The organism is Mycolicibacterium neoaurum (genome assembly GCF_036946495.1).
Taxonomy (GTDB): domain Bacteria; phylum Actinomycetota; class Actinomycetes; order Mycobacteriales; family Mycobacteriaceae; genus Mycobacterium; species Mycobacterium neoaurum_B.
Map to the genome: position 1 here is coordinate 3,963,799 of NZ_JAQIIX010000002.1, position 22,274 is coordinate 3,986,072.

General features: G+C 66.9%; 23 protein-coding genes and 1 pseudogene. 14 read left to right on the plus strand and 10 right to left on the minus strand.

What is annotated here, in order from left to right:
* Positions 1 to 29 precede the first annotated feature (29 nt).
* From PGN27_RS24460 to PGN27_RS24470, 3 genes are all read left to right on the plus strand, one after another.
* Complete coding sequence (locus PGN27_RS24460) at positions 30 to 1,247, plus strand: winged helix-turn-helix domain-containing protein (RefSeq protein ID WP_335328439.1); 1,218 nt, start codon at positions 30 to 32, stop codon at positions 1,245 to 1,247.
* Positions 1,248 to 1,321: 74 nt separating this feature from the next.
* On the plus strand, positions 1,322 to 2,425 hold the full coding sequence (locus tag PGN27_RS24465) for a GGDEF domain-containing protein (protein WP_335328440.1): 1,104 nt from the start codon (positions 1,322 to 1,324) through the stop codon (positions 2,423 to 2,425).
* Positions 2,426 to 2,502: 77 nt separating this feature from the next.
* The gene (locus PGN27_RS24470; RefSeq protein ID WP_335328441.1) at positions 2,503 to 3,108 is read left to right on the plus strand and encodes an SDR family oxidoreductase; all 606 of its coding nucleotides are present in this window, start codon (positions 2,503 to 2,505) and stop codon (positions 3,106 to 3,108) included.
* Positions 3,109 to 3,156: 48 nt separating this feature from the next.
* Here PGN27_RS24470 and PGN27_RS24475 read toward each other — a convergent pair whose 3' ends face one another.
* Positions 3,157 to 3,732, minus strand: a complete 576-nt coding sequence (locus PGN27_RS24475; protein WP_335328442.1) for a nucleoside deaminase — start codon at positions 3,730 to 3,732, stop codon at positions 3,157 to 3,159.
* A gap of 76 nt (positions 3,733 to 3,808) precedes the next feature.
* Between PGN27_RS24475 and dapA the strand changes: the two genes are divergently transcribed.
* Together dapA and PGN27_RS24485 are read left to right on the plus strand one after the other, a co-directional pair.
* A complete protein-coding gene (dapA, locus tag PGN27_RS24480; protein ID WP_335328443.1) occupies positions 3,809 to 4,711 on the plus strand; it encodes a 4-hydroxy-tetrahydrodipicolinate synthase in 903 nt (300 codons plus the stop codon).
* A gap of 13 nt (positions 4,712 to 4,724) precedes the next feature.
* Positions 4,725 to 6,434 (plus strand): ribonuclease J, encoded by a 1,710-nt coding sequence (locus PGN27_RS24485; protein ID WP_335328445.1) that lies wholly within the window; start codon positions 4,725 to 4,727, stop codon positions 6,432 to 6,434.
* On the opposite strand, the gene PGN27_RS24490 is transcribed toward PGN27_RS24485, so the two are convergent.
* The 4 genes and pseudogenes from PGN27_RS24490 to PGN27_RS24510 form a co-directional block, all read right to left on the minus strand.
* Positions 6,431 to 7,300, minus strand: a complete 870-nt coding sequence (locus PGN27_RS24490; protein WP_335328446.1) for an SAM-dependent methyltransferase — start codon at positions 7,298 to 7,300, stop codon at positions 6,431 to 6,433. The genes PGN27_RS24485 and PGN27_RS24490 overlap by 4 nt on opposite strands.
* Positions 7,300 to 8,118 carry a mycofactocin-coupled SDR family oxidoreductase gene (locus PGN27_RS24495; RefSeq protein ID WP_335328447.1) on the minus strand — a complete coding sequence of 273 codons (819 nt, stop codon included), beginning with the start codon at positions 8,116 to 8,118 and terminating at the stop codon, positions 7,300 to 7,302. The genes PGN27_RS24490 and PGN27_RS24495 overlap by 1 nt, the downstream gene beginning before the upstream one ends.
* An 8-nt stretch (positions 8,119 to 8,126) precedes the next feature.
* Positions 8,127 to 8,441 carry a putative quinol monooxygenase gene (locus tag PGN27_RS24500; RefSeq protein ID WP_335328448.1) on the minus strand — a complete coding sequence of 105 codons (315 nt, stop codon included), beginning with the start codon at positions 8,439 to 8,441 and terminating at the stop codon, positions 8,127 to 8,129.
* Positions 8,442 to 8,477: 36 nt separating this feature from the next.
* Positions 8,478 to 10,642, minus strand: a pseudogene (locus PGN27_RS24510) (SulP family inorganic anion transporter).
* 268 nt (positions 10,643 to 10,910) lie between these two features.
* Here PGN27_RS24510 and PGN27_RS24515 point away from each other — a divergent pair.
* Positions 10,911 to 13,478, plus strand: coding sequence for an FtsK/SpoIIIE family DNA translocase (locus PGN27_RS24515; protein ID WP_335328451.1), 2,568 nt, complete (start codon positions 10,911 to 10,913; stop codon positions 13,476 to 13,478).
* A gap of 60 nt (positions 13,479 to 13,538) precedes the next feature.
* Here the strand turns inward: PGN27_RS24515 and PGN27_RS24520 are convergent, their stop codons facing one another.
* Positions 13,539 to 14,021, minus strand: coding sequence for an amino-acid N-acetyltransferase (locus PGN27_RS24520; protein WP_335328849.1), 483 nt, complete (start codon positions 14,019 to 14,021; stop codon positions 13,539 to 13,541).
* 81 nt (positions 14,022 to 14,102) lie between these two features.
* Between PGN27_RS24520 and pgsA the strand changes: the two genes are divergently transcribed.
* The 4 genes from pgsA to pspM all read left to right on the plus strand — a co-directional run bounded on the left by pgsA (position 14,103) and on the right by pspM (position 16,803).
* Positions 14,103 to 14,696, plus strand: a complete 594-nt coding sequence (gene pgsA, locus PGN27_RS24525) for a CDP-diacylglycerol--glycerol-3-phosphate 3-phosphatidyltransferase (protein WP_335328452.1) — start codon at positions 14,103 to 14,105, stop codon at positions 14,694 to 14,696.
* 54 nt (positions 14,697 to 14,750) lie between these two features.
* Complete coding sequence (clgR, locus tag PGN27_RS24530) at positions 14,751 to 15,068, plus strand: transcriptional regulator ClgR (RefSeq protein WP_335328453.1); 318 nt, start codon at positions 14,751 to 14,753, stop codon at positions 15,066 to 15,068.
* A 69-nt stretch (positions 15,069 to 15,137) separates the two neighbouring features.
* Positions 15,138 to 15,950 (plus strand): phage shock protein PspA, encoded by an 813-nt coding sequence (pspA, locus tag PGN27_RS24535; RefSeq protein WP_335328454.1) that lies wholly within the window; start codon positions 15,138 to 15,140, stop codon positions 15,948 to 15,950.
* Between the two features lie 13 nt (positions 15,951 to 15,963).
* The gene (gene pspM, locus PGN27_RS24540; protein WP_335328455.1) at positions 15,964 to 16,803 is read left to right on the plus strand and encodes a phage shock envelope stress response protein PspM; all 840 of its coding nucleotides are present in this window, start codon (positions 15,964 to 15,966) and stop codon (positions 16,801 to 16,803) included.
* Here pspM and PGN27_RS24545 read toward each other — a convergent pair whose 3' ends face one another.
* Positions 16,804 to 17,214, minus strand: a complete 411-nt coding sequence (locus tag PGN27_RS24545) for a DUF5313 domain-containing protein (protein ID WP_335328456.1) — start codon at positions 17,212 to 17,214, stop codon at positions 16,804 to 16,806.
* A gap of 10 nt (positions 17,215 to 17,224) precedes the next feature.
* Positions 17,225 to 17,671 (minus strand): limonene-1,2-epoxide hydrolase family protein, encoded by a 447-nt coding sequence (locus PGN27_RS24550; RefSeq protein ID WP_335328457.1) that lies wholly within the window; start codon positions 17,669 to 17,671, stop codon positions 17,225 to 17,227.
* Positions 17,672 to 17,702: 31 nt separating this feature from the next.
* On the opposite strand from PGN27_RS24550, the gene PGN27_RS24555 reads away from it, so the two are divergent.
* Both PGN27_RS24555 and PGN27_RS24560 read left to right on the plus strand, forming a co-directional pair.
* Positions 17,703 to 18,875 (plus strand): glycosyltransferase, encoded by a 1,173-nt coding sequence (locus tag PGN27_RS24555; protein ID WP_335328458.1) that lies wholly within the window; start codon positions 17,703 to 17,705, stop codon positions 18,873 to 18,875.
* Positions 18,876 to 18,894: 19 nt separating this feature from the next.
* Positions 18,895 to 19,089 carry a DUF3046 domain-containing protein gene (locus PGN27_RS24560; RefSeq protein WP_019513025.1) on the plus strand — a complete coding sequence of 65 codons (195 nt, stop codon included), beginning with the start codon at positions 18,895 to 18,897 and terminating at the stop codon, positions 19,087 to 19,089.
* Positions 19,090 to 19,099: 10 nt separating this feature from the next.
* On the opposite strand, the gene PGN27_RS24565 is transcribed toward PGN27_RS24560, so the two are convergent.
* Entirely contained in the window at positions 19,100 to 19,990 is an 891-nt protein-coding gene (locus PGN27_RS24565; protein ID WP_335328460.1) for an alpha/beta hydrolase, read from the minus strand.
* A 183-nt stretch (positions 19,991 to 20,173) separates the two neighbouring features.
* Here PGN27_RS24565 and recA point away from each other — a divergent pair, with 183 nt between their 5' ends.
* Both recA and recX read left to right on the plus strand, forming a co-directional pair.
* Positions 20,174 to 21,217 carry a recombinase RecA gene (gene recA, locus PGN27_RS24570; protein ID WP_030135059.1) on the plus strand — a complete coding sequence of 348 codons (1,044 nt, stop codon included), beginning with the start codon at positions 20,174 to 20,176 and terminating at the stop codon, positions 21,215 to 21,217.
* A complete protein-coding gene (gene recX, locus PGN27_RS24575) occupies positions 21,186 to 21,713 on the plus strand; it encodes a recombination regulator RecX (protein ID WP_335328850.1) in 528 nt (175 codons plus the stop codon). The genes recA and recX overlap by 32 nt, the downstream gene beginning before the upstream one ends.
* Here recX and PGN27_RS24580 read toward each other — a convergent pair.
* Entirely contained in the window at positions 21,710 to 22,267 is a 558-nt protein-coding gene (locus tag PGN27_RS24580; protein WP_335328462.1) for an RBBP9/YdeN family alpha/beta hydrolase, read from the minus strand. The two genes, recX and PGN27_RS24580, sit on opposite strands and share 4 nt — an antisense overlap.
* Positions 22,268 to 22,274: the final 7 nt, after the last annotated feature.

Consider the following 22,274-nt stretch of genomic DNA (forward strand, 5'->3'; position numbering starts at 1 on the left):
CTGTCGGTGCCATGCGGCACGATGACCACGTGGCGACCCTGACCCCAGCACAGGCCCGCCGGCTCGCCGTGGCCGCGCAGGGATTCCATGAACCCAAGCCGCGCGGTCCCGTCACCCGTGCGCATCTCAAACGGCTCGTTGCGCGCACGCAGGTGTTGCAGCTGGACTCGGTGTCGGTCTCGGTGCGTGCACACTACGCGCCGGTGTTCAGTCGGCTGGGCCCTTACGACCGGGACGTCCTCGACCGCGCCGCCTGGAGTCACAGTGCCCGGTCGCCACGATTGCTGACCGAGTATTGGGCACACGAAGCGGCGCTGATGTCGGTGGAGGACTGGCCGCTGATGCGCTGGCGGATGCGCGAGTTCGAACACGGACGCTGGGGTAGCGAGATCGTCAAGCGGAACGGCCGGCTCGCCGAGGAGGTCATCGCCGCGATCTCCGAGCTCGGGCCGTCGACCGCAGGCCAGATAGAGGCCCACCTGCAGACCGAACCGCGCGGCCGGAAAGGGCCGTGGTGGGACCGCAGCGACACCAAATGGGTGGCCGAGGCGCTGTGGTCGGCAGGCGTGCTCACCACGGCGACGCGGATAGGGTTCGCCCGCCACTACGACCTCACCGAACGGGTGCTGCCGCCGGAGGTGCTTGCCCGCGAGGTCTCCGATGAGGAGGCGGTGCGTGAGTTGATGGTGCGCGCGGCCGGTGCGCTCGGGATCGCCACCGAACCGGATCTGCGCGATTACTTCCGGCTGAGCCCGAAGCTGAGCAAGCCAGCGTTGGCCGCGCTGGTGGCCGACGGCGAGTTGGAGACCGTCGAGGTCGACGGGTGGGGCGCGCCGGCCTACCTGTTGCCGGGCCGGACGATCCCGCGCCGGGATCGCGGAACGGCGCTGCTGTGCCCATTCGACCCGCTGATCTTCTTCCGCCCGCGGGTCGCGCGGTTGTTCGACGGATTCCACTACCGCATCGAGATCTACACGCCCGCTCCCAAACGCCAGTACGGGTACTACGTATGGCCGTTCCTGCTGGATGGGCAACTGGTCGGCCGCGTCGATCTCAAGCGCGCCGACGGCACCCTGCACGTCCTGGGAGCGTTCACCGAGGACGGGCATGATCGCGGCCGCGTCGCCGCTTCGATGGCGCCGGAGTTGATGGCGATGGCGCGCTGGCTGGGGCTCGATGAGATCGCCGTCGGCGATCGTGGCGAACTGTGTGTACCGCTGCGCGCAGCATTGCGGATCGTCGGTTGACCGCACATCGTTGAACGTGCACCGTTGAGCGTACAAAGATGACGCAAGCATCATCAAAAGGCACACTGTTACGAATGTCCTGGCGGGACCGACAGTGGTGGCAACAGAACGACCAATTCCACTGGTTCAGCGCCTACCTGCAAGACCGTGACCTCGCGCTGCAGTGGCGCCTGGCGACCTTCACCTTCACGGTGCTGTTCGCCTCGGTGCCGGTACTGATGATGGGCAGCCCGCTCGGGCCGAGCACCGATGCGACGCGCACACTGGCCGTCCTGGTGTCGGCGCTTGCTGTCGCCGCGGGGTCGGTGTGGCTGTTCGGCTGGCCCAGTCGGGGGCGCTCACTGGCCTATCACGCGATCTGCAGCGGCTCCATCGCCCTGGGCTGCCTGATGCTCTCGGGTCCCTACGGCGGTCTCATGGGGTGCGCGATGTTCGCCGCCATCGGCGGCATGCTCGCCTACTTCCACGCACTCATCCACGTGTTGTCCAATTTCGTGGTCGCGGCCGTATGCGTGACCATCACGGCGTGGCGGCTACTCGCCGATAGCGGTGACACCGCGCTGGTCGTGGCATCCGTCCTGGTGGTGCTCGGTCTCAACCTGGGCGTGCCATTCGGTATCCACGCGCTGGTGCATTCGTTGCACTCAGATCTGCGAATCGCCGATCACGACCCCCTGACCGGACTGCCGAATCGGCGATCGTTCTACAACGCGGTGCACGAACTCGTCCTGTCCCGCGCCGGTGTTTCCATCCCGTTCAACGTCACGATGATCGACATCGACGATTTCAAGAAACTGAACGACACGCGCGGACATGCCGCAGGGGATGCGGCACTGGTGGGGATCGGTGCTGTCCTGCGACAACTCTGCGAGCCCGGCGCCCTCGTCGGGCGCATCGGCGGCGAGGAGTTCGTGATCGCCGATGCCGGTCCCAAGGAGCAGCACGTGGCGGCGGCCGAGCGCATCCGGCATGGCATCGCGGCGCTGCCGGGGCAGCTCACCGCGAGCCTGGGCTGTTGCACCGCGTTGCTGCCGGCGGATGCTGTGTTCCCGGCATTTCTGGACGAACTGATCGCCATCGCCGACGCGGCGATGTACCGATCCAAGCGGGCCGGAGGTGACCAGGTGCAGTACGTGGAACTGGCCGATGACGGTGACGCTCTCTCCACCTCACCGTGACCTTAAGTATCCCTTATTTTTCTTATTTTTGGTGTACGGTGGTCCGGGAAGCCCAGGGACGGCGAAAGGATCCGAACATGCACGACACCCAGATTGCCTTGGTGACCGGCGCCTCCCGAGGTATCGGTGCCGAGGTTGCCCAGCAGTTGGCACACCCGGGTACCCGTGTCATCAACGCTCCCGACATCGCCGACGAGGCGGCCGCAGAATCGGTGATCGCCGATATCCGGCAGCGGTTCGGCCGGCTGGACACCTTGATCCTCAACGCCCCCGGCGTCCTGGACCACGGCGTGGACGCCCGCGCCGCGATGCGGGTGAACCGTGATGCTCAACGTCGGATCGTCGAGTTGGCCATGCCGCTCATGCCGATCGGCGGACGTGTCGTGTTCGTCACCAGCCACCAGGCGCATTTCTATCCTCACAAGGCGGTTCCCAAGGGCTACGCGCCGATCGCGGCGAGCATGCGCGCGGGGGAGACGGCCATGTACGGCATGCGTTACGAATTCAACCGGCGTGGAATCCATTTCACCGTCGTCTCGGGCAACATGATCGACGGTGCGTACTTCGCGCCCCCGCCATCGGCTGATGGATTTGCCGCTGCGGTCGCCGGTGCGGCGCAGTCTGAATACCACCCCGGCATCGTCTACGTCGGCGGCGGTTCGCAGTACCTCTGCTCGGCCTAGAGGCGAGGCGGATCTGCGGCCATTGCGGGAACACAGCCCAGTTCTGGGCTAACCCAGCGGAATGTCGTTGCCGCCCTTCGACTCCTGATACTGCTGTGAGAGCTGCGCGTAGCGGTCGGTGATGCGACTCTGCTGGGCGCGCAGCTCGGGTTCGGCGCCGATCAGCTCGTCGATGCTGACCGCGGTCCAGAACGCATTGCGGCGACGGTAGCCACCGGGCTCCAGGCCGAACACCTCGGACAGGATGCGCAGATCGTGCGGGATGGCGAAGCTGTCGCGGGAGTCCTCATGGCTGAAGAAGTAGTAGAAGTTGTCGAAACCCGCCCAGGTGATGGCGGACATGCACATGGTGCACGGTTCGTGTGTCGACAAGAACACCAGATCCGCGGTCGGCGGGCGGTCGGGCAGCTCGTAGAACTGATTGAGCGTGTGCACCTCGCCGTGCCACAGCGGATTGCTCAGTTCGGCATTGGTGCCGGCGACCACCAGCGACAGATCGGACTTGCGCAGGATGGCCGCACCGAAGACCTTGTTTCCCGCCGCGACACCGACCGATGTGAGCGGCAACACTTCGGACTCGATCACATCGAGCAAGCGGCGGGCGAGCGGGGCAGCGTAAGTCATGTCGAACACTAAACCGAAACGGCCCGACCCGCCCGCGCTGCAAAATCGGGTCGACCGAGCGGGTAATCTGACGCCCGTGACCACCAGTGGAATTGATGTCAGCGCACGTTTGGGCACCGTGCTGACTGCCATGGTGACGCCGTTCGGCCCGGACGGCTCGCTTGATCTGGCGACCGCCAAGAAGGTAGCCACCCACCTGGTCGACACCGGTTGCGATGGTCTGGTGGTGTCCGGGACCACCGGCGAGTCGCCGACCACCACCGACGACGAGAAGATCGCGCTGCTGGAGGCCGTGCTGGATGCGGTCGGCGACCGCGCACGCATCATCGCCGGAGCCGGCACCTACGACACCGCGCACAGTGTGGGCCTGGCCAAAGCCAGTGCGGCCGCCGGCGCGCACGGCCTACTGGTGGTGACCCCCTACTACTCGCGCCCGTCGCAGCGCGGGGTCGAGGCGCACTTCACCGCCGTCGCCGACGCGACCGAGTTGCCCGTGGTGCTCTACGACATCCCGCCGCGCTCGATCATCCCGATCGACTGGCACACCCTGCGCAATCTGTCGGCCCACCCCAACATCGTCGCGGTCAAGGACGCCAAGGGTGATCTGCACGGGGCGGCACGGTTGATGGCCGACACCGGCATCGCGTACTACTCCGGGGACGACTCGCTGAATCTGCCCTGGCTGGCGGTCGGCGCGGTCGGCTTCATCAGCGTCTGGGGACATGTGGCCGCCGGCCAGCTGCGCGACATGCTGGTCGCGTTCAACTCCGGCGACATCGCCACCGCCCGCAAGATCAACACCACGCTGGCGCCGCTGAACGACGCGCAGAACCGGCTGGGCGGCGTGACGATGTCCAAGGAAGCGCTGCGGCTGATCGGCCTCGACGCGGGTGAACCCCGGTTGCCCCAGGTGCCGGCCGAGCAATCCGAGATCGATGCGCTGGCCGTCGATATGCGCGCCGCCGGCGTCTTGCGATGAAGGGCACCGTGCAATGAACAATGTCGCCGGCCGACAGCCTCCCGCGACCGAGCCGACGCTGAACGCGCCGGGACCGTTGGCGCCGGGTGGGCTGCGCATCACGGCGCTGGGCGGCATCGGCGAAATCGGCCGCAACATGACCATTTTCGAGCATCTCGGTCGGTTGCTCATCATCGACTGCGGTGTGCTGTTCCCCAACCACGACGAGCCCGGCGTCGACCTGATCCTGCCGGATCTGCGCCACGTCGAGAATCGCCTCGACGATGTCGAGGCACTGGTGCTCACCCACGCCCACGAGGACCACATCGGTGCGATCCCGCATCTGCTGAAGCTGCGCGGTGATATCCCGGTCGTCGGGTCGAAGTTCACGCTGGCACTGGTGGTCGAGAAGTGCCGTGAGCACCGCATCAAACCCAAGATCATCGAAGTCGCCGAGGGGCAGCGCAGCACCCACGGGGTATTCGAATGCCAGTACTTCGCGGTCAATCACTCGATCCCGGATGCCCTGGCCATCGCCGTGCACACCGGTGCCGGCACCATCCTGCACACCGGCGACATCAAACTCGACCAGCTTCCGCCGGACGGGCGGCCCACCGATCTGCCCGGCATGTCGCGCCTCGGTGATGCCGGTGTGGACCTGTTCCTGTGTGACTCGACCAATGCCGAGCATCCCGGTGTCAGCCCGTCCGAGAGCGAGGTCGGACCCACCCTGCACCGGCTGATCCGTGGCGCCGAGGGGCGCGTCATCGTGGCCTGCTTCGCCTCCAACGTCGATCGCGTGCAGCAGATCATCGACGCCGCAGTCGCTTTGGGCCGGCGGGTGTCCTTCGTGGGACGCTCCATGGTGCGCAACATGGGCATTGCCCGCGAACTGGGCTTCCTGCGGGTGGCCGATGAGGACATCCTCGATATCGCGGCCGCCGAGATGATGCCGCCCGAACGCGTCGTGTTGATCACCACCGGCACCCAGGGCGAGCCGATGGCCGCGCTGTCGCGGATGTCGCGCGGCGAGCACCGCAGTATCACCCTGACCGCCGGTGACCTGGTCATCCTGTCCTCGTCGCTGATCCCCGGCAACGAGGAGGCGGTGTTCGGTGTCATCGACGCGCTGGCCAAGGTCGGGACCCGGGTGGTCACCAATGCGCAAGCGCGGGTACATGTTTCGGGTCACGCCTATGCCGGTGAACTCCTGTTCCTCTACAACGGTGTGCGTCCGCGCAATGTGATGCCGGTGCACGGCACCTGGCGGCACCTGCGGGCCAATGCCGCATTGGCGGTGAGCACGGGGGTGCCTGCCGAGAACGTCATGCTGGCCGAGAACGGGGTGAGCGTCGACCTTGTCAACGGTGTCGTCTCCATCGCAGGCGCGGTGCCGGTGGGTAAGCGGTTTGTCGACGGTTTGGTCACCGGTGACGTGGGGGAGTCCACCCTCGGCGAAAGGTTGACCCTGTCATCGGGTTTCGTTGCCGTCACGGTGGTGGTGCATCGCGGTACCGGGCGCGCTGCCGGACCCGCGCACCTGCACTCGCGGGGCTTCTCCGAGGATCCCAAGGCGCTCGACCCGGTTGCCGAGAAGGTGGCCCAGGAATTGGAGCGGCTCGCCGGTGATCAGGTGACCGATCCCGTTCGCATCGCTCAAGCGGTGCGGCGCACCGTCGGCAAATGGGTGGGGGAGACCTACCGGCGCCAGCCGATGATCGTGCCGACCGTCATCGAGATCTAGTCGCCCCGCACGGCCAGCGCAGTCCATTCGATCGGCGAGGCGCGCAGGGGGCGGTCGGTAGGACGGATATAGATGTCCCGGTAATAGCTCGGCCCGGCCTGCTCGATCAGTCGCCAGCCGTGGCCACGCAGCACCTCCTCCAGCTGCTCGGGGGAGAAACCGGATTTCCACAATCGTGGGACGAAGCGGCGGTACACCGCGTCGCTGTCATAACGATCGGTGCCGTCGAGGAAATCGGCGCGAACGTAGGTGAACACGAGTCTGCTGCCCGTGGTTGCCTGACGCAGTTGTTCGAACAGGTCGTGCACAGCAGCTGGGGACAGATACTGGGTCAGCCCTTCGGCGATGTACAGGGTGCGGCCGTTATCGCGAAAACCATTGGTGTGCAGCACGTTCATCAGCGGCTCGCGTTCGAGGTCCAAGCCGATCAGGTGTACCGAGGCGGGCACCGCGCCGAGCGCGCGCTCGACGGTTGTTCTTTTCCGGTCGATGCTTGCGTGCTGATCGACCTCGAACACCGGTAGGTCGCTATAGCGGGCGATCCGGTACGGCCGGGTGTCCAGGCCGGATCCGAGGATGACGACGGCATCGGTCTCGCTGGCCGGATCGGACACCTTGTCATCGATGTAGCGCTTGCGACAGGCGATCCCGGCCCAGAGCCCCGGTCCGGATCGCTCCGAGGCCGCTATCAGTGCACGGCGTAGCCAGCCCGCGCGTGCCATCTTCGCCAGGGTTCGAGCGCCCGGCGGTAGGAATGCGGCCGCCAGGTCATCATCGATCAGGCGGCGGTGCCGCGGCTCCAGCGCCTCGATGGCCGACAGCAGCATCGGTCCGATCGCGGTGCGGGCGGCCGGATTCAGCGGCACTAGCGCTTGTTCACGAATCCGGCATCCAGAGGCAGCGTGACACCCGTGACGTATCGGGCGGCATCGGATACCAGCCAGAGCACCGCATTGGCGATGTCGTCGACGTCCAGGGTCTGCACGGGCAGGGCGTTGGACATATCGGGTCCGCGCTGCTCCTGCTGGGCCATGCCCTGCAGCCAACTGCGGATGAAGTCGTTGTCGATCATCGGGGTGTCGACACCGGCCGGATGGATGGAGTTGACTCGGATGTTGAACTGCGCCAACACGTTCGCATACACCCGCATCAGTCCGACGATGCCGTGCTTGGCGGCGGCGTAGCCGATCGATCCGGCCAATGGCGAGCCGATGCCCACCAGCCCGGCCACCGAGGACGTCAAGACGATGGACCCGCCGTTGCCGAACTTGACCATGGGCTTCATTGCCACGTCCACGGTGTTGTACACCCCGGTGAGGTTGACGTCGATGACGTCCTGCCAGGCATCCTCACCGGCCATCGGCGCGATGCCTGCGTTGGCGATGACGATGTCGAGCCGGTCACCGAGCGCTTCGGTGCCGGCCCGCAGTGCCGACTTCACCGCGTCCCGGTCCCGCACATCTGCTTCGGTGGCGTAGATCCGTGCCCCGGTCTCCTCGACGAGCTTGACCGTCGCCGCCAGATCGTCGGGGGTCGCCATCGGGTAGGGCACCGAGGCGATCTGGTCGCACAGGTCCACCGCAATGATGTCGGCGCCCTCACCGGCGAGCTTGACCGCATGCGCCCGGCCCTGGCCGCGCGCGGCGCCGGTGATGAAGGCGATCTTTCCCGATAGTGATCCCACGTTGCCGCCTAACCGCGAAGCTGGCCCTTGGCGGGATCGCCGGCGACGATCGGCGTCAGCATCTTGATATCCGGTGCGCCATCGAGATGCTCACCAATCGCACCGAAGAGCTTCCCGATCGCGGGCGCGGTGCCGTGCTTCTGTAATGCGTCGGCGTCGGCCCATTGTTCGACGAAGACGAAGGTTCCATCGGCTTCGTGCAGCGAGTACAGCTCGCATCCCGGCTCCTCGTGCACCTCGGCGATGGCCTCGGTGCACGCCGCGCGGACGGTATCCACGGATTCGGGCTTGGCGGTCATGGTGGCGACGACGACTACGGGCATGGTGCTCCTCAACTCCGAGTGGCTTGCCGACCCACCCTACTTGGGTGTGGCCGGCGTCACCGAGACCACGTCCTGGTCGATCGCGGTGATGGAGTCGGCACCCACCAGATACAGCCGTGCCGTGGGTAGGTCGAGGAACAACCCGACCACGGTCACCGTCCCGGCCGCCAGGTGCTCGGCAACCTGCGGGTGTCGCTGCGCGGCCTGCACCTGAATGGCGACGTTGACCACGCTGAGCTGGTCGGCACCGGTGAACCCGGCGTCGGCGGCAGCGGCTGCGACCGGGTGATAGGCCCGGAACGCGGCCAGCGCCTCGGCGCCGTGGCCCAGCCACTTCTCGACGGCGCCGTCGGCATCCTCGTGCATCAGATCGTGCATCGCATCGCAGCCGGAGTGCCCGCAGACGGCGATAGTGCGCACCGACAGGCGACACACCGCGTAACTGAGGGCGGACTCGACCGACAGATCTGCGCCTACGAGATTGCCGACGTTGCGCACGTTGAGCAGCTCGCCGGGCGCCGAATCGGTGATGAGGTTCGGCAGGATCCGGGCGTCGGCACAGGAGATCAACATGGTGTGCGGATCGTGCTGGGCACCGGCCGATTCCATCCGGCGCGTAGCAGCGGTGCCAGGCCGTTGCTGAAGCGGTCGACACCGCCGGCGAAATGCGGCGGCCAGATCGTCCGCAGCGCGCTAATCACCCGGCGCCCCTCGGTGTCGCGGCGCGGAATCCGACTGTGGGCGAACTCCATCCGCGCGGTCCCGGTCTCGGTGATGGTGACTTCGCCGCCGCGTCCGCGCCGCTGCTTGATCCATTCCTGCAGTGTGTCCAGCGCGGCATGATCGAGATAGTCGACGTTCAGGTCGATGGACACCTCGGCGTCGTCCGGTATCTCGGTCAGCGCGGCGGTTAGTCGTGGCAACGCCAGAAAGCTGCACGATCCGGTGATGGCGACGTGCCAGCGGGGCGGGCCGTCCGAGTCGATGCGCCCGGTCAGGTCCTCGGTCACGATCGAGACCCGCACGATCCGCCAGGTGGCGATGGCGATGGCAAGGACCAGACCGATGAGCACGCCTTCGAGCAGGTTCAGGAACACCACACAGACCAGCGTCACGCCGTAGATCAACAGTTCGCCGGTGCGGCGCGCCAGGTCGATGTGCGCCAGCTTCACCAGCTGGGCACCGATGACGATGAGCAGGCCGGCCAGGGCCGCCATCGGGATCATCTCGACCACGTTGACCAGCAGCACCGAGAAAAGCAGCAGCCACACGCCGTGCAATGCGGCCGAGGCCCGGGTCTTGGCGCCGGCGCCGACATTGGCGGTGCTGCGCACGATGACGCCGGTGACCGGCAGGCCGCCGAGCAGTCCGGAAGACACGTTCGCGGTGCCCTGACCGACGAGTTCACGGTTGAAGTCGGTTCGCGGTCCGTCGTGCATCTTGTCCACGGCGGTGGCCGACAACAGACTCTCCACACTGGCGATCAACGCGACGGTCAGCACTGCGAGTGCGATGGCACTCCAGGTCCCCTGCGGCATCTCCGGCAGCCCGATCGCGTCGATGACGGATTCGTTCAGGGTGATCCGGTCGGTGACCAGGCCGGGCAGGTAGCTGACCGCGGTGGCTAAGACCACCGCGACCAGTGCGCCCGGCACGGTACGTGCCGCCGCCGGGGCATACCGCCAGGTCAGCATGACGGCGATGACCAGGCCGCCGATCAGGATCTCGGTCCAGCCCGGGTGTGCCAACTGGCCTGGCAGCGAGGTGAGGTTCTCCCAGGCATTGCTGCGCGGACCCCCGCCCAACAGCACGTGCACCTGCTGCAGGGCGATGGTGATGCCGATACCGGCCAGCATCGCGTGCACCACGATCGGTGCGATCGCCAATGCGGCGCGGGCTATGCGACTGAGTCCCAGCAGGATCTGCACCACGCCGGCGGCGGCGGTGATGGCGCAGGTCGCCTTCCAGCCGAACTGGGCCACCAGCTCGGCGACCACCACGGTCAGCCCGGCTGCGGGACCGCTGACCTGCAGCGGGGATCCGCCGACCAGTGCGCAGACGATCCCGCCGACGATCGCGGCGATCAGGCCGGCCACGACCGGAGCGCCGGATGCGACCGCGATACCTATGGACAATGGCAGTGCCACCAGAAAGACGACCAGCGAGGCCGGTACGTCATAGCGAAAGATCTTGTGTAACAAGGGGTTAACATTGTCCTGCGATTTTGTTCGCGTCACCTCCCCGACTGTAGCGTCCGTGTTCGGAATCCGTCGTTCGGCGGCCAGGTGATGATGCGCACGTTTGGTGAACTGCAGTTCGTGACCCATTTATGCGAGCTACGGATTTCGTAGCAGTCCGGCGGCCTCGGGCTGTGTGCCATGCCGGCGCGTGACGTGGCGGCTTTGAGACCAATTTGTGACTGGTGTGGCTGATGGTGAAAGAGAGGCCCCTGCGACTAGGCTGGCACCCATGGCCAACAAGACCGCCGCCGGGTCCCGAGCCCGTTCGAGCACGTCAAGGGGCAGTTCGGGAACCAAGTCGCGGGCAGCAAGCAAGCCGGCGAAGCGTCCGGCTCCGCCCCGGCGTAAGCCCGCGCCGCGCCGCTCTCCGTCGCGCTTTGCCGCCGCCGGTGCGGCCGTCGGCCGGGGAACCCGGGCCGGGTGGCTGATGGTTGCCAAGGGTGCCGGTTCCACCGCGCGTTCGGTCGGCCGGGCTCGTGACCTTGAGCCCGGCCACCGCCGTGACGGGATCGCGCTGGCGCTGCTGGGACTCGCGGTCGTCGTCGCCGCCAGCTCCTGGTTCGATGCCGCCCGACCCGTCGGCGGCTGGATCGACGTCGTGTTGCGCACCATCGTCGGCGGCGCCGTCGTGCTGGTGCCCATCGTGCTCGGCGTCATCGCCATCGTCCTGATGCGCACCGAGCCGAACCTCGACGCCCGCCCCCGCCTGATCCTGGGTTCGGTCATGATCGCCCTGCCGGTGTTGGGGCTGTGGCACGTGTGGGCGGGTGCGCCTCTGGATTCGATCGCCCGCCGCGATGCCGCGGGCTTCATCGGGTTCGTCATCGGTGGACCGCTCTCGGACGGGCTGACGGTGTGGATCGCGACGCCGCTGTTGGTCATCGGTGTGCTGTTCGGGGTGTTGCTGCTGACCGGCACGACCATCCGTGAGCTGCCCGACACATTGCGCGACATGTTCAGCACGCGCGGCTTCGACGACCGCTACGACGACGAGTACGACGAAGACGACTACTACGACGACGATGCCGAGGCCGTCACCGAGGACTTCTCCGACGCGTACTACGACCGCGACGACGACCTCGGCGCTGCCGACGCCCAGCAGTGGCCGACCGCCGAGCTGCCCGCCGGAACGCCGATGGACAACTACCCGCTGCCGGTCGAGGAGGCCCCCACAGCTCCGGAACCCGTTGCGGCCAAACCTCGCCGACCCAAGGCGGAGCCGAAGAAGCCCAAGAAGTCCGAGGACGACGCCCTGGTGATGGACCGGGTCGTGGAGGGGCCCTACGTCCTGCCCTCGCTGGAACTCCTGGTGGCCGGCGATCCGCCGAAGTTGCGCACCGCCGCCAACGACCAGATGGAAGACGCCATCACCTCGGTGCTGCAGCAGTTCAAGGTCGACGCGACCGTCACCGGGTGCACCCGCGGCCCGACCGTGACCCGTTACGAGGTCGAGCTCGGCCCCGGCGTGAAGGTCGAGAAGATCACCGCGCTGCACCGCAATATCGCCTACGCCGTCGCCACCGAGAGCGTCCGCATGCTCGCGCCGATCCCTGGCAAGTCGGCCGTCGGGATCGAGGTGCCCAACACCGACCGCGAAATGGTGCGGCTTTCCGATGTGCTCACCGCGCCGTCCACCCGGCGCGACCATCACCCGCTGGTGATCGGGCTCGGCAAGGACATCGAGGGCGACTTCATCTCCTGCAACCTGGCCAAGATGCCGCACCTGCTGGTGGCCGGCTCCACCGGCTCGGGCAAGTCCAGCTTCGTCAACTCGATGCTGGTCTCGCTGCTGGCGCGGGCGACCCCCGAAGAGGTCAGGATGATCCTGATCGACCCCAAGATGGTGGAGCTCACGCCGTATGAGGGCATCCCGCACCTGATCACTCCGATCATCACCCAGCCCAAGAAGGCCGCCGCGGCGCTGGCGTGGTTGGTGGAGGAGATGGAGCAGCGCTACCAGGACATGCAGGCGTCCCGGGTGCGTCATATCGACGTGTTCAACGAGAAGGTGCGCAGCGGGGAGATCAGCACACCGCTGGGCAGTGAACGGGTCTACAAGCCCTACCCGTACATCCTGGCCATCGTCGACGAGCTCGCCGACCTGATGATGACCGCGCCGCGCGATGTCGAAGAAGCCATCGTGCGCATCACCCAGAAGGCGCGCGCCGCCGGTATCCACCTGGTCCTGGCCACCCAGCGTCCCTCGGTGGACGTCGTCACGGGTCTGATCAAGACCAATGTGCCGTCCCGGTTGGCGTTCGCCACGTCGTCGCTGACCGACAGTCGCGTCATCCTCGACCAGGCCGGTGCCGAGAAGCTGATCGGCATGGGTGACGGGCTGTTCCTGCCGATGGGCGCCAACAAGCCCATCCGCATGCAGGGTGCCTTCATCACCGACGAGGAGATCCACGCCGTCGTCGAGGCCACCAAGTCCCAGGCCGAGCCCGAGTTCGTCGAGGGCGTCACCAAGGCAAAACCGGCCGGCGGCGAGCGCGGCGATGTCGACCCCGACATCGGCGACGATATGGACGTGTTCCTGCAGGCCGTCGAGCTGGTGGTCTCCAGTCAGTTCGGGTCCACCTCGATGCTGCAGCGCAAACTGCGGGTCGGCTTCGCCAAGGCCGGGCGCCTGATGGACCTGATGGAGACCCGCAACATCGTCGGACCGTCCGAGGGGTCCAAGGCACGTGAGGTGCTGGTCAAGCCCGACGAGCTGGCCGGCACGCTGGCGCTGATCCGCGGCGGCTCGGACGCCAACGGCGCTGACGACGAGGACGAGGACGAGCCCGACTTCTAGCTTCTAGCGCGATTTGAGGAGCGCGAGCCGTCACCGTCGCGGCTCGCGCTCCACAAGTCACTAAAGGGTGAGCAGCATGCGGGTGTTGCCGAGGATGTTCGGCTTCACATAGGAAAGGTCGAGGAACTCGGCCATACCGGTATCGAAGGACCGGCACATCTCCTCGTAGACCTCGGCGGTCACCGGGGTGCCCTCGATCTCGGTGAAACCGTGCCTACCGAAGAAATCGGTCTCGAAGGTGAGCACGAAGATGCGCTGCAGGTGGAGTTCACGTGCCACGGCGAGCAGCTGGGCCACCACCCGGTGGCCGACTCCCTTGCCACGGACCTTCGGATGTACCGCGACGGTGCGCACCTCGCCGAGGTCGGCCCACAGCACGTGCAGAGCACCGCAGCCCACGATCTCACCGCCGGCCTCGGCAACCCAGAACTCCTGCACCGCCTCGTAGAGGTTGACCAGGTTCTTCTCCAGCAGGATCTTGCCCGCATAGATGTCCACGAGATCCTTGATCGCCGGCACATCGGAGGTACGGGCCCGGCGCACCACAAGGGCATCTGGGACTTGATCGACCACCTCGCTCACAGCAGCGAGAGTATCGGCACGGGCAACCGATATTCTGTTTCGGTGCCGGGCCAACCAGATACCGATCCAGTGGTGCCCCGTGCGTCAGTCGCCAACGTCGCCAATCTGCTGACCGGTGTCCGATTCGTGCTCGTGCCGGTCTTCCTGGCCGCCCTGTTCGCCGGTGACGGTCATGAGACGTCCTGGCGGACAATCGCTTTCATCGTGTTCACGACGGCGGTCATCACCGACCACCTGGATGGGGCGCTGGCCCGCGCCTACGGCATGGTCACCGAATTCGGCAAGCTGGCCGATCCGATCGCCGACAAGCTGTTGATCGGCTCGGCGCTGATCGGATTGTCGATGCTGGGCGATCTGCCCTGGTGGATCACGATCGTCATCATGATCAGGGAGATCGGCGTCACAGTGCTGCGACTGGCGGTGCTGCGCCACGGTGTCATCCCGGCCAGCCGCGGCGGCAAGGTGAAGACCTTGGTCCAGGCCGTCGCGATCGGCCTGTTCATCCTGCCGATCTCCGGGCTGTGGTTGACCACGGCCACCGCGATCATGTGGTTGGCCGTTGTGCTGACGGTGCTGACGGGCGCCGACTATGTGGTGTCGGCGGTGCGCGACTCCCGGGCCAGGCCGGCCACGTGACGAAGGCGCCCTCCGCCCGGGAACCAACGGGCCGCCGAGGGCGTTGACCCAGGTATGACGACACTGCTGCGTGAGGTGATCGGCGACGTGCTGCGTGGCGCACGGACCGGGCAGGGGCGGACCCTGCGTGAGGTGTCCGACGCAGCCCGGGTCAGCCTCGGCTACCTGTCCGAGGTCGAGCGGGGCCGCAAGGAAGCTTCCAGCGAGCTGCTCAGCGCCATCTGCGATGCCCTGGACATCCCGATGTCGCGGGTACTCTTCGACGCCGGTGAGCAGCTGGCGCGCCACGAGCATGCCGCCGGGGGCGTGACGGGCATCGACGCCGCCACCAAGGTCGTGATCCCACAGGTCGTGTCCATGGCGGTGGCTTGATCGGGTGCTGAAACGATAGGTTGACCCCAAGACGTTGCGCACCTCCGAACTACGAAGGCGGGAAACTTCATGGCCAATCCGTTCGTCAAGGCGTGGAAGTACCTCATGGCGCTGTTCAGCTCCAAGGTCGACGAGTATGCCGATCCGAAGGTGCAGATCCAGCAGGCGATCGAGGATGCCCAACGCCAGCATCAGGCCCTGACCCAGCAGGCCGCACAGGTCATCGGCAACCAGCGTCAGCTGGAGATGCGGCTCAATCGCCAGCTGGCCGATATCGAGAAGCTGCAGGCCAACGTCCGACAGGCGCTGACGCTCGCCGATCAGGCGACCGCGTCCGGTGACGCCGCCAAGGCCACCGAGTACACCAATGCCGCCGAGGCATTCGCCGCTCAGCTGGTGACCGCCGAACAGAGCGTCGAGGATCTCAAGGCGCTGCACGACCAGTCGCTGCAGGCCGCCGGCCAGGCCAAGAAGGCCGTCGAGCAGAACGCCATGGTGTTGCAGCAGAAGATCGCCGAGCGCACCAAGCTGCTGAGCCAGCTGGAGCAGGCCAAGATGCAGGAGCAGGTCAGCGCCTCCCTGCGGTCGATGAGCGAGATCTCCGCACCGGGAACCACACCGAACCTCGATGAGGTGCGCGAGAAGATCGAACGTCGGTACGCCAATGCGATGGGTGCGACCGAGCTTGCCCAGAATTCGGTCCAGGGTCGGATGATGGAGGTCCAGCAGGCCAGCGTGCAGATGGCCGGGCACTCCCGTCTCGAGCAGATTCGCGCCTCCATGCGCGGCGAGGCGTTGCCGTCGGGTGACGCCGCAACGCCGACGGCCGACCCGGCCGCCAATCCGCCGGCAGCCGCACCGGAAAATCCACTGTCGCAATAGTTCTGGAGGAGATATGGCTGCGGGACCGCGATCGGGCCGCCGACGGGGATGGCGCGCAGTGGCCGCGCGGGGTCTCCAGGGCGGGATAGACACCGCCGCCGAATTCTCCGGTCTGCTGGCGAGCAAGCTCGCCGCCATGTCCGACCCACGGGCCAAGTTGTTGCGCAAGCGCCGATGGGCTTTCCGTCTCGGTCTGTTCTTCGCCCTCAGCAGCGGTTTTTGGATTCTGGTGACCGCGTTGCTGGCGGTGTGGAGCACCCCGGTGTGGGCGTTGATCGTCACCGGCGTGATCGCCGCGGGTGCTGCGTTCCCGGCCACCTTGTTCCTCCTGCGCTACCGCTGGTTGCTTGCCGAACCGCTGCCCGCCGGTCCGACCGCCAGGCGGATGCCGCCATGGGGTTCGGCTGCGCGCAAGCCGATGGCCGACCTGGCGTCCTCCGAGCGCGGGTTGTATTCGCTACTCGGGGTGCTGCAGCGCAGCCGGATGCTGCCCGAGTCCGACCTGCGCGGTATCGGGGTCGCCGCCGGGCAGACCGCGGTCACCATGTCGGCCACCGCCGACGAGGTGGTCGCCATGGAGCGCACCGCCTCGGCTTCGCCGCGTGCGCGCGCGCATCTCGCGCCGACCATTGCATCATTCACCGGGCAATTGCAGCGCGGCGCCCAGCAGTATGACGAAATGGTCACTGCGGCCGCCCAATTGGTGTCCTCTTTGAACGCTGGTCCGGTATCGCAATCGCCCATGGCCCAGCAGCGCTACCGTGACGAACTGGTCCACGCCACCGACCGGCTGCAGGGCTGGGCGCAGGCCTACAGCGATCTCCGTGATATCGAGGCCCGGCGCGGCGCCTGATCAGATGTCGTGTGTGCCCAGCTCGGCGGAATCCGGACGTGGGCCGAACCGGTCGATATAGGACTGGTGTTTGGCGGCATCTCGTTGCCGAGCCAGCGCGTCGACCAACGCGGGGTTCAGGCCGTGCACACGCAGCATGTGCCGACGCCAGATCTTGTTCAGCGCGTGCGAGAAGTAGATGAACGGGATCAGGATGGGGACCGTCATCGACAGGTGCACATACAGCGTGGTGGGAATGAGCCAGAACGGCGCAAGCACCAGCACCGCCGGGACCAGCACCCGCAGCATCAAGCGCCGGGTCGCGCCCGGTCCGGCCAGATCGTCGCGGACCCAATCCAGCATCGAATCTGGCAACCGGCGGCCCAGGCAGTAGCCGATCAGCTGGACCAGATTCGGCTTCGACCTGGTCATCGCAACCCGGTCATCGCAGTCGAGGCCGCAGCGCGGGGATCACCGCTCCGGCCAATCCGCGTACCAGCGCCTTGGTCATGTCGAACATGTCGAAGTAGTCGCGCCACAGCGTGATCCGACCGTCGCGCACCTCGAAAACGCCGCATACCCAGAACTGCAGCCGCACCGGGCCGATGACCAGGACATCGGTGCGCTCATTGAGCACGACACCACCATCGGAGGCGGTTCGGTGGATCGCCACGTCGAACCCGAAGGCGGGCCGGTCCAGACCGCGGAACACGGCAAGGACACGACGACTTCCGCGGATGGTCGGGAAACCGACGTTCTGGTAAACGATATCGTCGGCGATCAGTGCGGCCGCGGTGTCGAGATCGGGTCCGCGCAGCGAGAAGAGGAATTTCTCCACCGTCGCGATATCGGCCGCGTCGGTGCTGGTCTGGGATGCCTGGTCGGTCATGGAACTCAGCGTATGTGACAGGGTGTGCGGTGTGCGCGTAGCAGTGGTGGCCGGACCGGACCCCGGGCATGCCTTCCCCGCGATCGCGCTGTGCCGGCGGTTGCGTGCGGCCGGCGATATACCTGTCCTGTTCACGGGCGCACAGTGGCTGGATACCGCCCGGTCGGTGGGGTTGCACGCCGAGCTCCTGGCGGGTCTCGACCCTGACGACACCGATGACGACGGTGACGCGGGTGCCAAGATCCATCGTCGGGCCGCCCGGATGGCGGTGCTCAATGTGTCCGGAATGCGCTCGGCCGCACCTGATCTGGTGATCTCCGATGTCATCACCGCGTGCGGGGGGATGGCCGCCGAGCTGCTCGGCGTGCCCTGGATCGAACTGAACCCGCATCCGCTGTATCTGCCGTCGAGGGGTCTGCCGCCGCTGGGCAGCGGTCTGGCGCCCGGGGTGGGGGTGCGGGGGAGGCTGCGCGACACGGTGATGCGCGCGCTGACCGCGCGCTCCATCCGAGCGGGCCATCGGCACCGGGAGCAGGCCAGGACGGCCATCGGATTACCCGGCCGTGACCCGGGGCCGCTGCGGCGACTGATCGCGACGTTGCCCGCGCTCGAGGTGCCGCGACCGGACTGGCCGGCCGAGGCGGTCGTCGTCGGCCCATTGCATTTCGAGCCCACCGACGAGGTGTTGGCGACCCCGCCGGGTGAGGGACCGCTGGTGATGGTGGCGCCCTCGACTGCCGTGACGGGGACCGCTGGCCTTGCCGAACTGGCGTTGTCCGCCCTGCGGCCGGGCCGCGAACTACCGGCCGGTACACGGGTGGCCATATCGCGTCTCGGCGGTCCCGATCTGGCGTTGCCGGAGTGGGCCGTGGCCGGGCTGGGCCGCCAGGACGAGCTGTTGGCCCAGGCCGATGTGCTGGTCTGTGGTGGTGGTCACGGGATTGTCGCCAAGGCGCTGCTGCACGGGGTGCCGCTGGTGACCGTTCCGGGCGGAGGTGACCAGTGGGAGATCGCCAATCGGGTGGTGCGGCAGGGGTCTGGGCGCCTGATCCGGCCGTTGACCGCTGAGTCACTGTCGGCTGCTGTGGCTGCGGTGCTGGCGGATCCGGGGTATCGGCACGCCGCCGAGCGGGCCGGATCGGGCGCCGACACGGTGGCCGATCCGGTACGGGCGTGCCATGACGCGCTGGCTCTGACCCGCTGACGGTCGGTAGGTTGGCGGCGTGCGTCTCACCGAGTTCAACGATCGTGTCACCGGCCGGTTCGGTGCCGCCTACGGGGCGTCGGTGCTCGTGGACCATGTGCTGAGCGCGCTGGGCGGCCGGACCGCCGCCGAGGCCATCGAGGCCGGGGTCGAGCCGCGGGATGTGTGGCGGGCGCTGTGCGCGGATTTCGACGTGCCGCGCGATCAATGGTGAGCGGTGGGGCCTACCTGGCGAGCACCCGATCCAGGAATTCCACCTGGTCGATGCGGACCTGTGGATCCAGGTAGATGTCGAAGTGGCCGTACGGATAGCGGCGCAGCTCACCGCGGGGAGCCCGTTCGGCGGTGGTGATGGTCGATCCCGGCGGCGCGGTGGTATCGCCGTCACAGACGCACACCAGCACCGGCATGCTCAGCCGTCGGGCCGCGCGCACCGGTCGGTAGAAGGGGAAGCGCAGCATGAGGCGCGCCGCGAACTCGTTGCGCCACAGTGATTCCGGACCGACGATGGCGGCGAGACCCGGTTGTGCGTCCGGCGCGGTCATCGCGGCGACCGTGCCCGGTGCGCCGACGGCGGGTACCAGCAGCGGCGTCGTTCCCCGCCAGGCCCGGATCTGGTCGCGGATCGCGGCGATCGTGATGCGTGCCGAGGTCAGTGGCGCGACCTTGGCCAGGGTGGGGAGCGCGTCGGTGAACGGGGCCTGGGAGACGACGGCCGCGATGGACGGATCGTCGGCGGCGATGACGAGTACGTGGCCGCCGCTGAACGACGATCCCCACAGCACGATGCGGTTCGGGTCGATACCGTCGAGTCCGCGGACCCATTCGACAACGGCTCGGTAGTCCGCGTGCTGCGCGGCGATGTCGATCAGCTGGCGGGGCTGGCCGGAGGACGCGCCGAAACCGCGGTAGTCGAACAGTGCGACGGCGTAGCCGGCCGCGCAGAATGCCTCGGCATAAGGGGGTAGGCCGTCGTCCCGGGTGCCTGCGAACCCGTGGGCCATGACGACGCAGGGCGTGTCGATGCCGGGTGTGTTGCCGGTGTCGGGTCGGTACAGGTAGACGGCGAGTTCTGCGCCGGCGACGGGAACCCGCAGGTCCGCACGCTGAGTCATCGACCGAGGATACCGACCTGCGATACCGACGCCTGCGGCGCGCGGCGTGTCACCTTGCCTTCGAACACCTGTTCGCTACTGTGGTGATCATTCGGCCGGAGTCACTTGTCGGTGGTGCGTTCTAGTCTCGCAGCCAACCGACCGGAACCCCGGTCAACCGCACGACTACGGAGAGGTACTCCCATGGCGCCACAGGCTCCCGATCGCGAAAAAGCACTCGAACTGGCGATGGCCCAGATCGAGAAGAACTACGGCAAGGGTTCGGTGATGCGCCTCGGTGAAGAGGTCCGCCAGCCCATCTCGGTCATCCCCACCGGCTCCATCTCGCTGGATGTGGCGCTGGGTATCGGCGGTCTGCCGCGCGGCCGCGTCGTCGAGATCTACGGCCCGGAATCCTCGGGTAAGACCACCGTCGCGCTGCACGCGGTGGCCAACGCCCAGGCAGCGGGCGGTATCGCGGCGTTCATCGATGCCGAGCACGCGCTCGATCCCGAGTACGCCAAGAAGCTCGGGGTGGATACCGACGCCCTGCTGGTGTCCCAGCCCGATACCGGTGAGCAGGCACTGGAGATCGCCGACATGCTGGTGCGGTCCGGCGCCATCGACCTCATCGTCATCGACTCGGTCGCCGCCCTCGTCCCGCGCGCCGAGATCGAGGGCGAGATGGGTGACAGTCATGTCGGTCTGCAGGCCCGCCTGATGAGCCAGGCGCTGCGCAAGATGACCGGCGCGCTGAACAACTCGGGCACCACGGCCATCTTCATCAACCAGTTGCGCGAGAAGATCGGTGTGATGTTCGGTTCACCCGAGACCACCACCGGTGGTAAGGCGTTGAAGTTCTACGCCTCGGTACGCCTGGATGTGCGCCGTATCGAGACACTCAAGGACGGCACCGACGCCGTTGGTAACCGCACCCGCGTCAAGGTCGTCAAGAACAAGGTGTCCCCGCCGTTCAAGCAGGCCGAGTTCGACATCCTGTACGGCCACGGCATCAGCCGCGAGGGCTCGCTCATCGACATGGGTGTCGAGCACGGCTTCATCCGCAAGTCCGGTTCGTGGTTCACCTACGAGGGTGAGCAGCTGGGACAGGGCAAGGAGAATGCCCGTAAGTTCTTGTTGGAGAACGTCGATGTGGCCAACGAGATCGAGAAGAAGATCAAGGAGAAGCTCGGCATCGGAGCCGTGCTGACCGATGATGACGTTCTGCCCGCCCCCGTCGACTTCTGAGAAGCCGGCCGGGCCCAAACGGGAGGAGCAGGCGCGGGACGTGTGCCTTCGCCTGCTCACCGTGCGGGCCCGTACCCGGGCGGAGTTGGAAACCGCGCTGACCAAACGCGGCTACCCTGATGATGTCAGCGCCCGGGTGCTTGACCGACTGGTCGAGGTGGGATTACTCGACGACGCGGCGTTTGCCGAGGAGTGGGTCCGCAGCCGTCGAGCCAATTCGGGAAAAGGTAAGCGCGCGTTGGCCGCCGAGTTGCGTACCAAAGGCGTTGATGCCGAATTGATCGCCGAGACTCTCGACAGCGTCGACGCGGGGGAGTGGCGGGTCCAAGCTGAGCGCCTGGTCGCAGACAAGTTGCGTCGGGAACGTCTCGATGACGAGCTCAAGGTGACCCGCAGATTGGTCGCAATGCTGGCTCGTCGCGGATACAACCAGGGCATGGCCTATGACGTGGTCAGCACACAGCTCGCGCAGGAACGCGAGCGCAGGGCGGTTTAGATCACGTCGAGCACCTGCGGCAGCGTTGTCACGCCGTCGGAGCCGAGGAAATGCCCGGCTCCCGGCACCACGACGGCGGTGCAGCCCAGCGACGAGGCAAGGCGATCGGTGTGTCCGATCGGGACGTAATCGTCTGCGTCGGAACGGAAGAGCGTCAACCGGTCGATACGTTCTGCCAGCCCGTCCACCGGGCATCCACCGTTGATGTAGTCATCGAGGTTCGGCAGTGCCGGGCACGGATCGACAAAACCGGCAACCAGGACCAGGGCGCCGACTCGCCATGGCGTGCGAAGTGCGGCCAAATATCGCAGCACAGTGAGACATCCGAGGCTGTGGCCCACCACGACGGTCTCCTCGTCCGGGACACCCACGGCGTCCCGCACGGTGCGCAACCACGGTCCGGGCTCGGGCGCCTGTGGAGTGGGCATGGCCGGTACCGCGGTGGCGATGCCGCGGGTATCGAGCTCCTCGGCCAGCCAGCCGAACCAATGATCCTGCGGCGTTGCCGAATATCCGTGGATGATTACGGCACGCCGTGCGGTTGTCGATGTCATGCACCCG

Bases quoted from the DNA above. Each gene is read 5' to 3' on its own strand.
- PGN27_RS24465 (WP_335328440.1), top strand. From the start codon at position 1,322: ATGTCCTGGCGGGACCGACAGTGGTGGCAACAGAACGACCAATTCCAC.
- PGN27_RS24470 (WP_335328441.1), top strand. From the start codon at position 2,503: ATGCACGACACCCAGATTGCCTTGGTGACCGGCGCCTCCCGAGGTATC.
- PGN27_RS24475 (WP_335328442.1), bottom strand. From the start codon at position 3,732: ATGACTTACGCTGCCCCGCTCGCCCGCCGCTTGCTCGATGTGATCGAG.
- PGN27_RS24485 (WP_335328445.1), top strand. From the start codon at position 4,725: ATGAACAATGTCGCCGGCCGACAGCCTCCCGCGACCGAGCCGACGCTG.
- PGN27_RS24500 (WP_335328448.1), bottom strand. From the start codon at position 8,441: ATGCCCGTAGTCGTCGTCGCCACCATGACCGCCAAGCCCGAATCCGTG.
- PGN27_RS24515 (WP_335328451.1), top strand. From the start codon at position 10,911: ATGGCCAACAAGACCGCCGCCGGGTCCCGAGCCCGTTCGAGCACGTCA.
- clgR (WP_335328453.1), top strand. From the start codon at position 14,751: ATGACGACACTGCTGCGTGAGGTGATCGGCGACGTGCTGCGTGGCGCA.
- pspA (WP_335328454.1), top strand. From the start codon at position 15,138: ATGGCCAATCCGTTCGTCAAGGCGTGGAAGTACCTCATGGCGCTGTTC.
- pspM (WP_335328455.1), top strand. From the start codon at position 15,964: ATGGCTGCGGGACCGCGATCGGGCCGCCGACGGGGATGGCGCGCAGTG.
- PGN27_RS24545 (WP_335328456.1), bottom strand. From the start codon at position 17,214: ATGACCAGGTCGAAGCCGAATCTGGTCCAGCTGATCGGCTACTGCCTG.
- PGN27_RS24550 (WP_335328457.1), bottom strand. From the start codon at position 17,671: ATGACCGACCAGGCATCCCAGACCAGCACCGACGCGGCCGATATCGCG.
- PGN27_RS24565 (WP_335328460.1), bottom strand. From the start codon at position 19,990: ATGACTCAGCGTGCGGACCTGCGGGTTCCCGTCGCCGGCGCAGAACTC.
- recA (WP_030135059.1), top strand. From the start codon at position 20,174: ATGGCGCCACAGGCTCCCGATCGCGAAAAAGCACTCGAACTGGCGATG.
- recX (WP_335328850.1), top strand. From the start codon at position 21,186: ATGACGTTCTGCCCGCCCCCGTCGACTTCTGAGAAGCCGGCCGGGCCC.
- PGN27_RS24580 (WP_335328462.1), bottom strand. From the start codon at position 22,267: ATGACATCGACAACCGCACGGCGTGCCGTAATCATCCACGGATATTCG.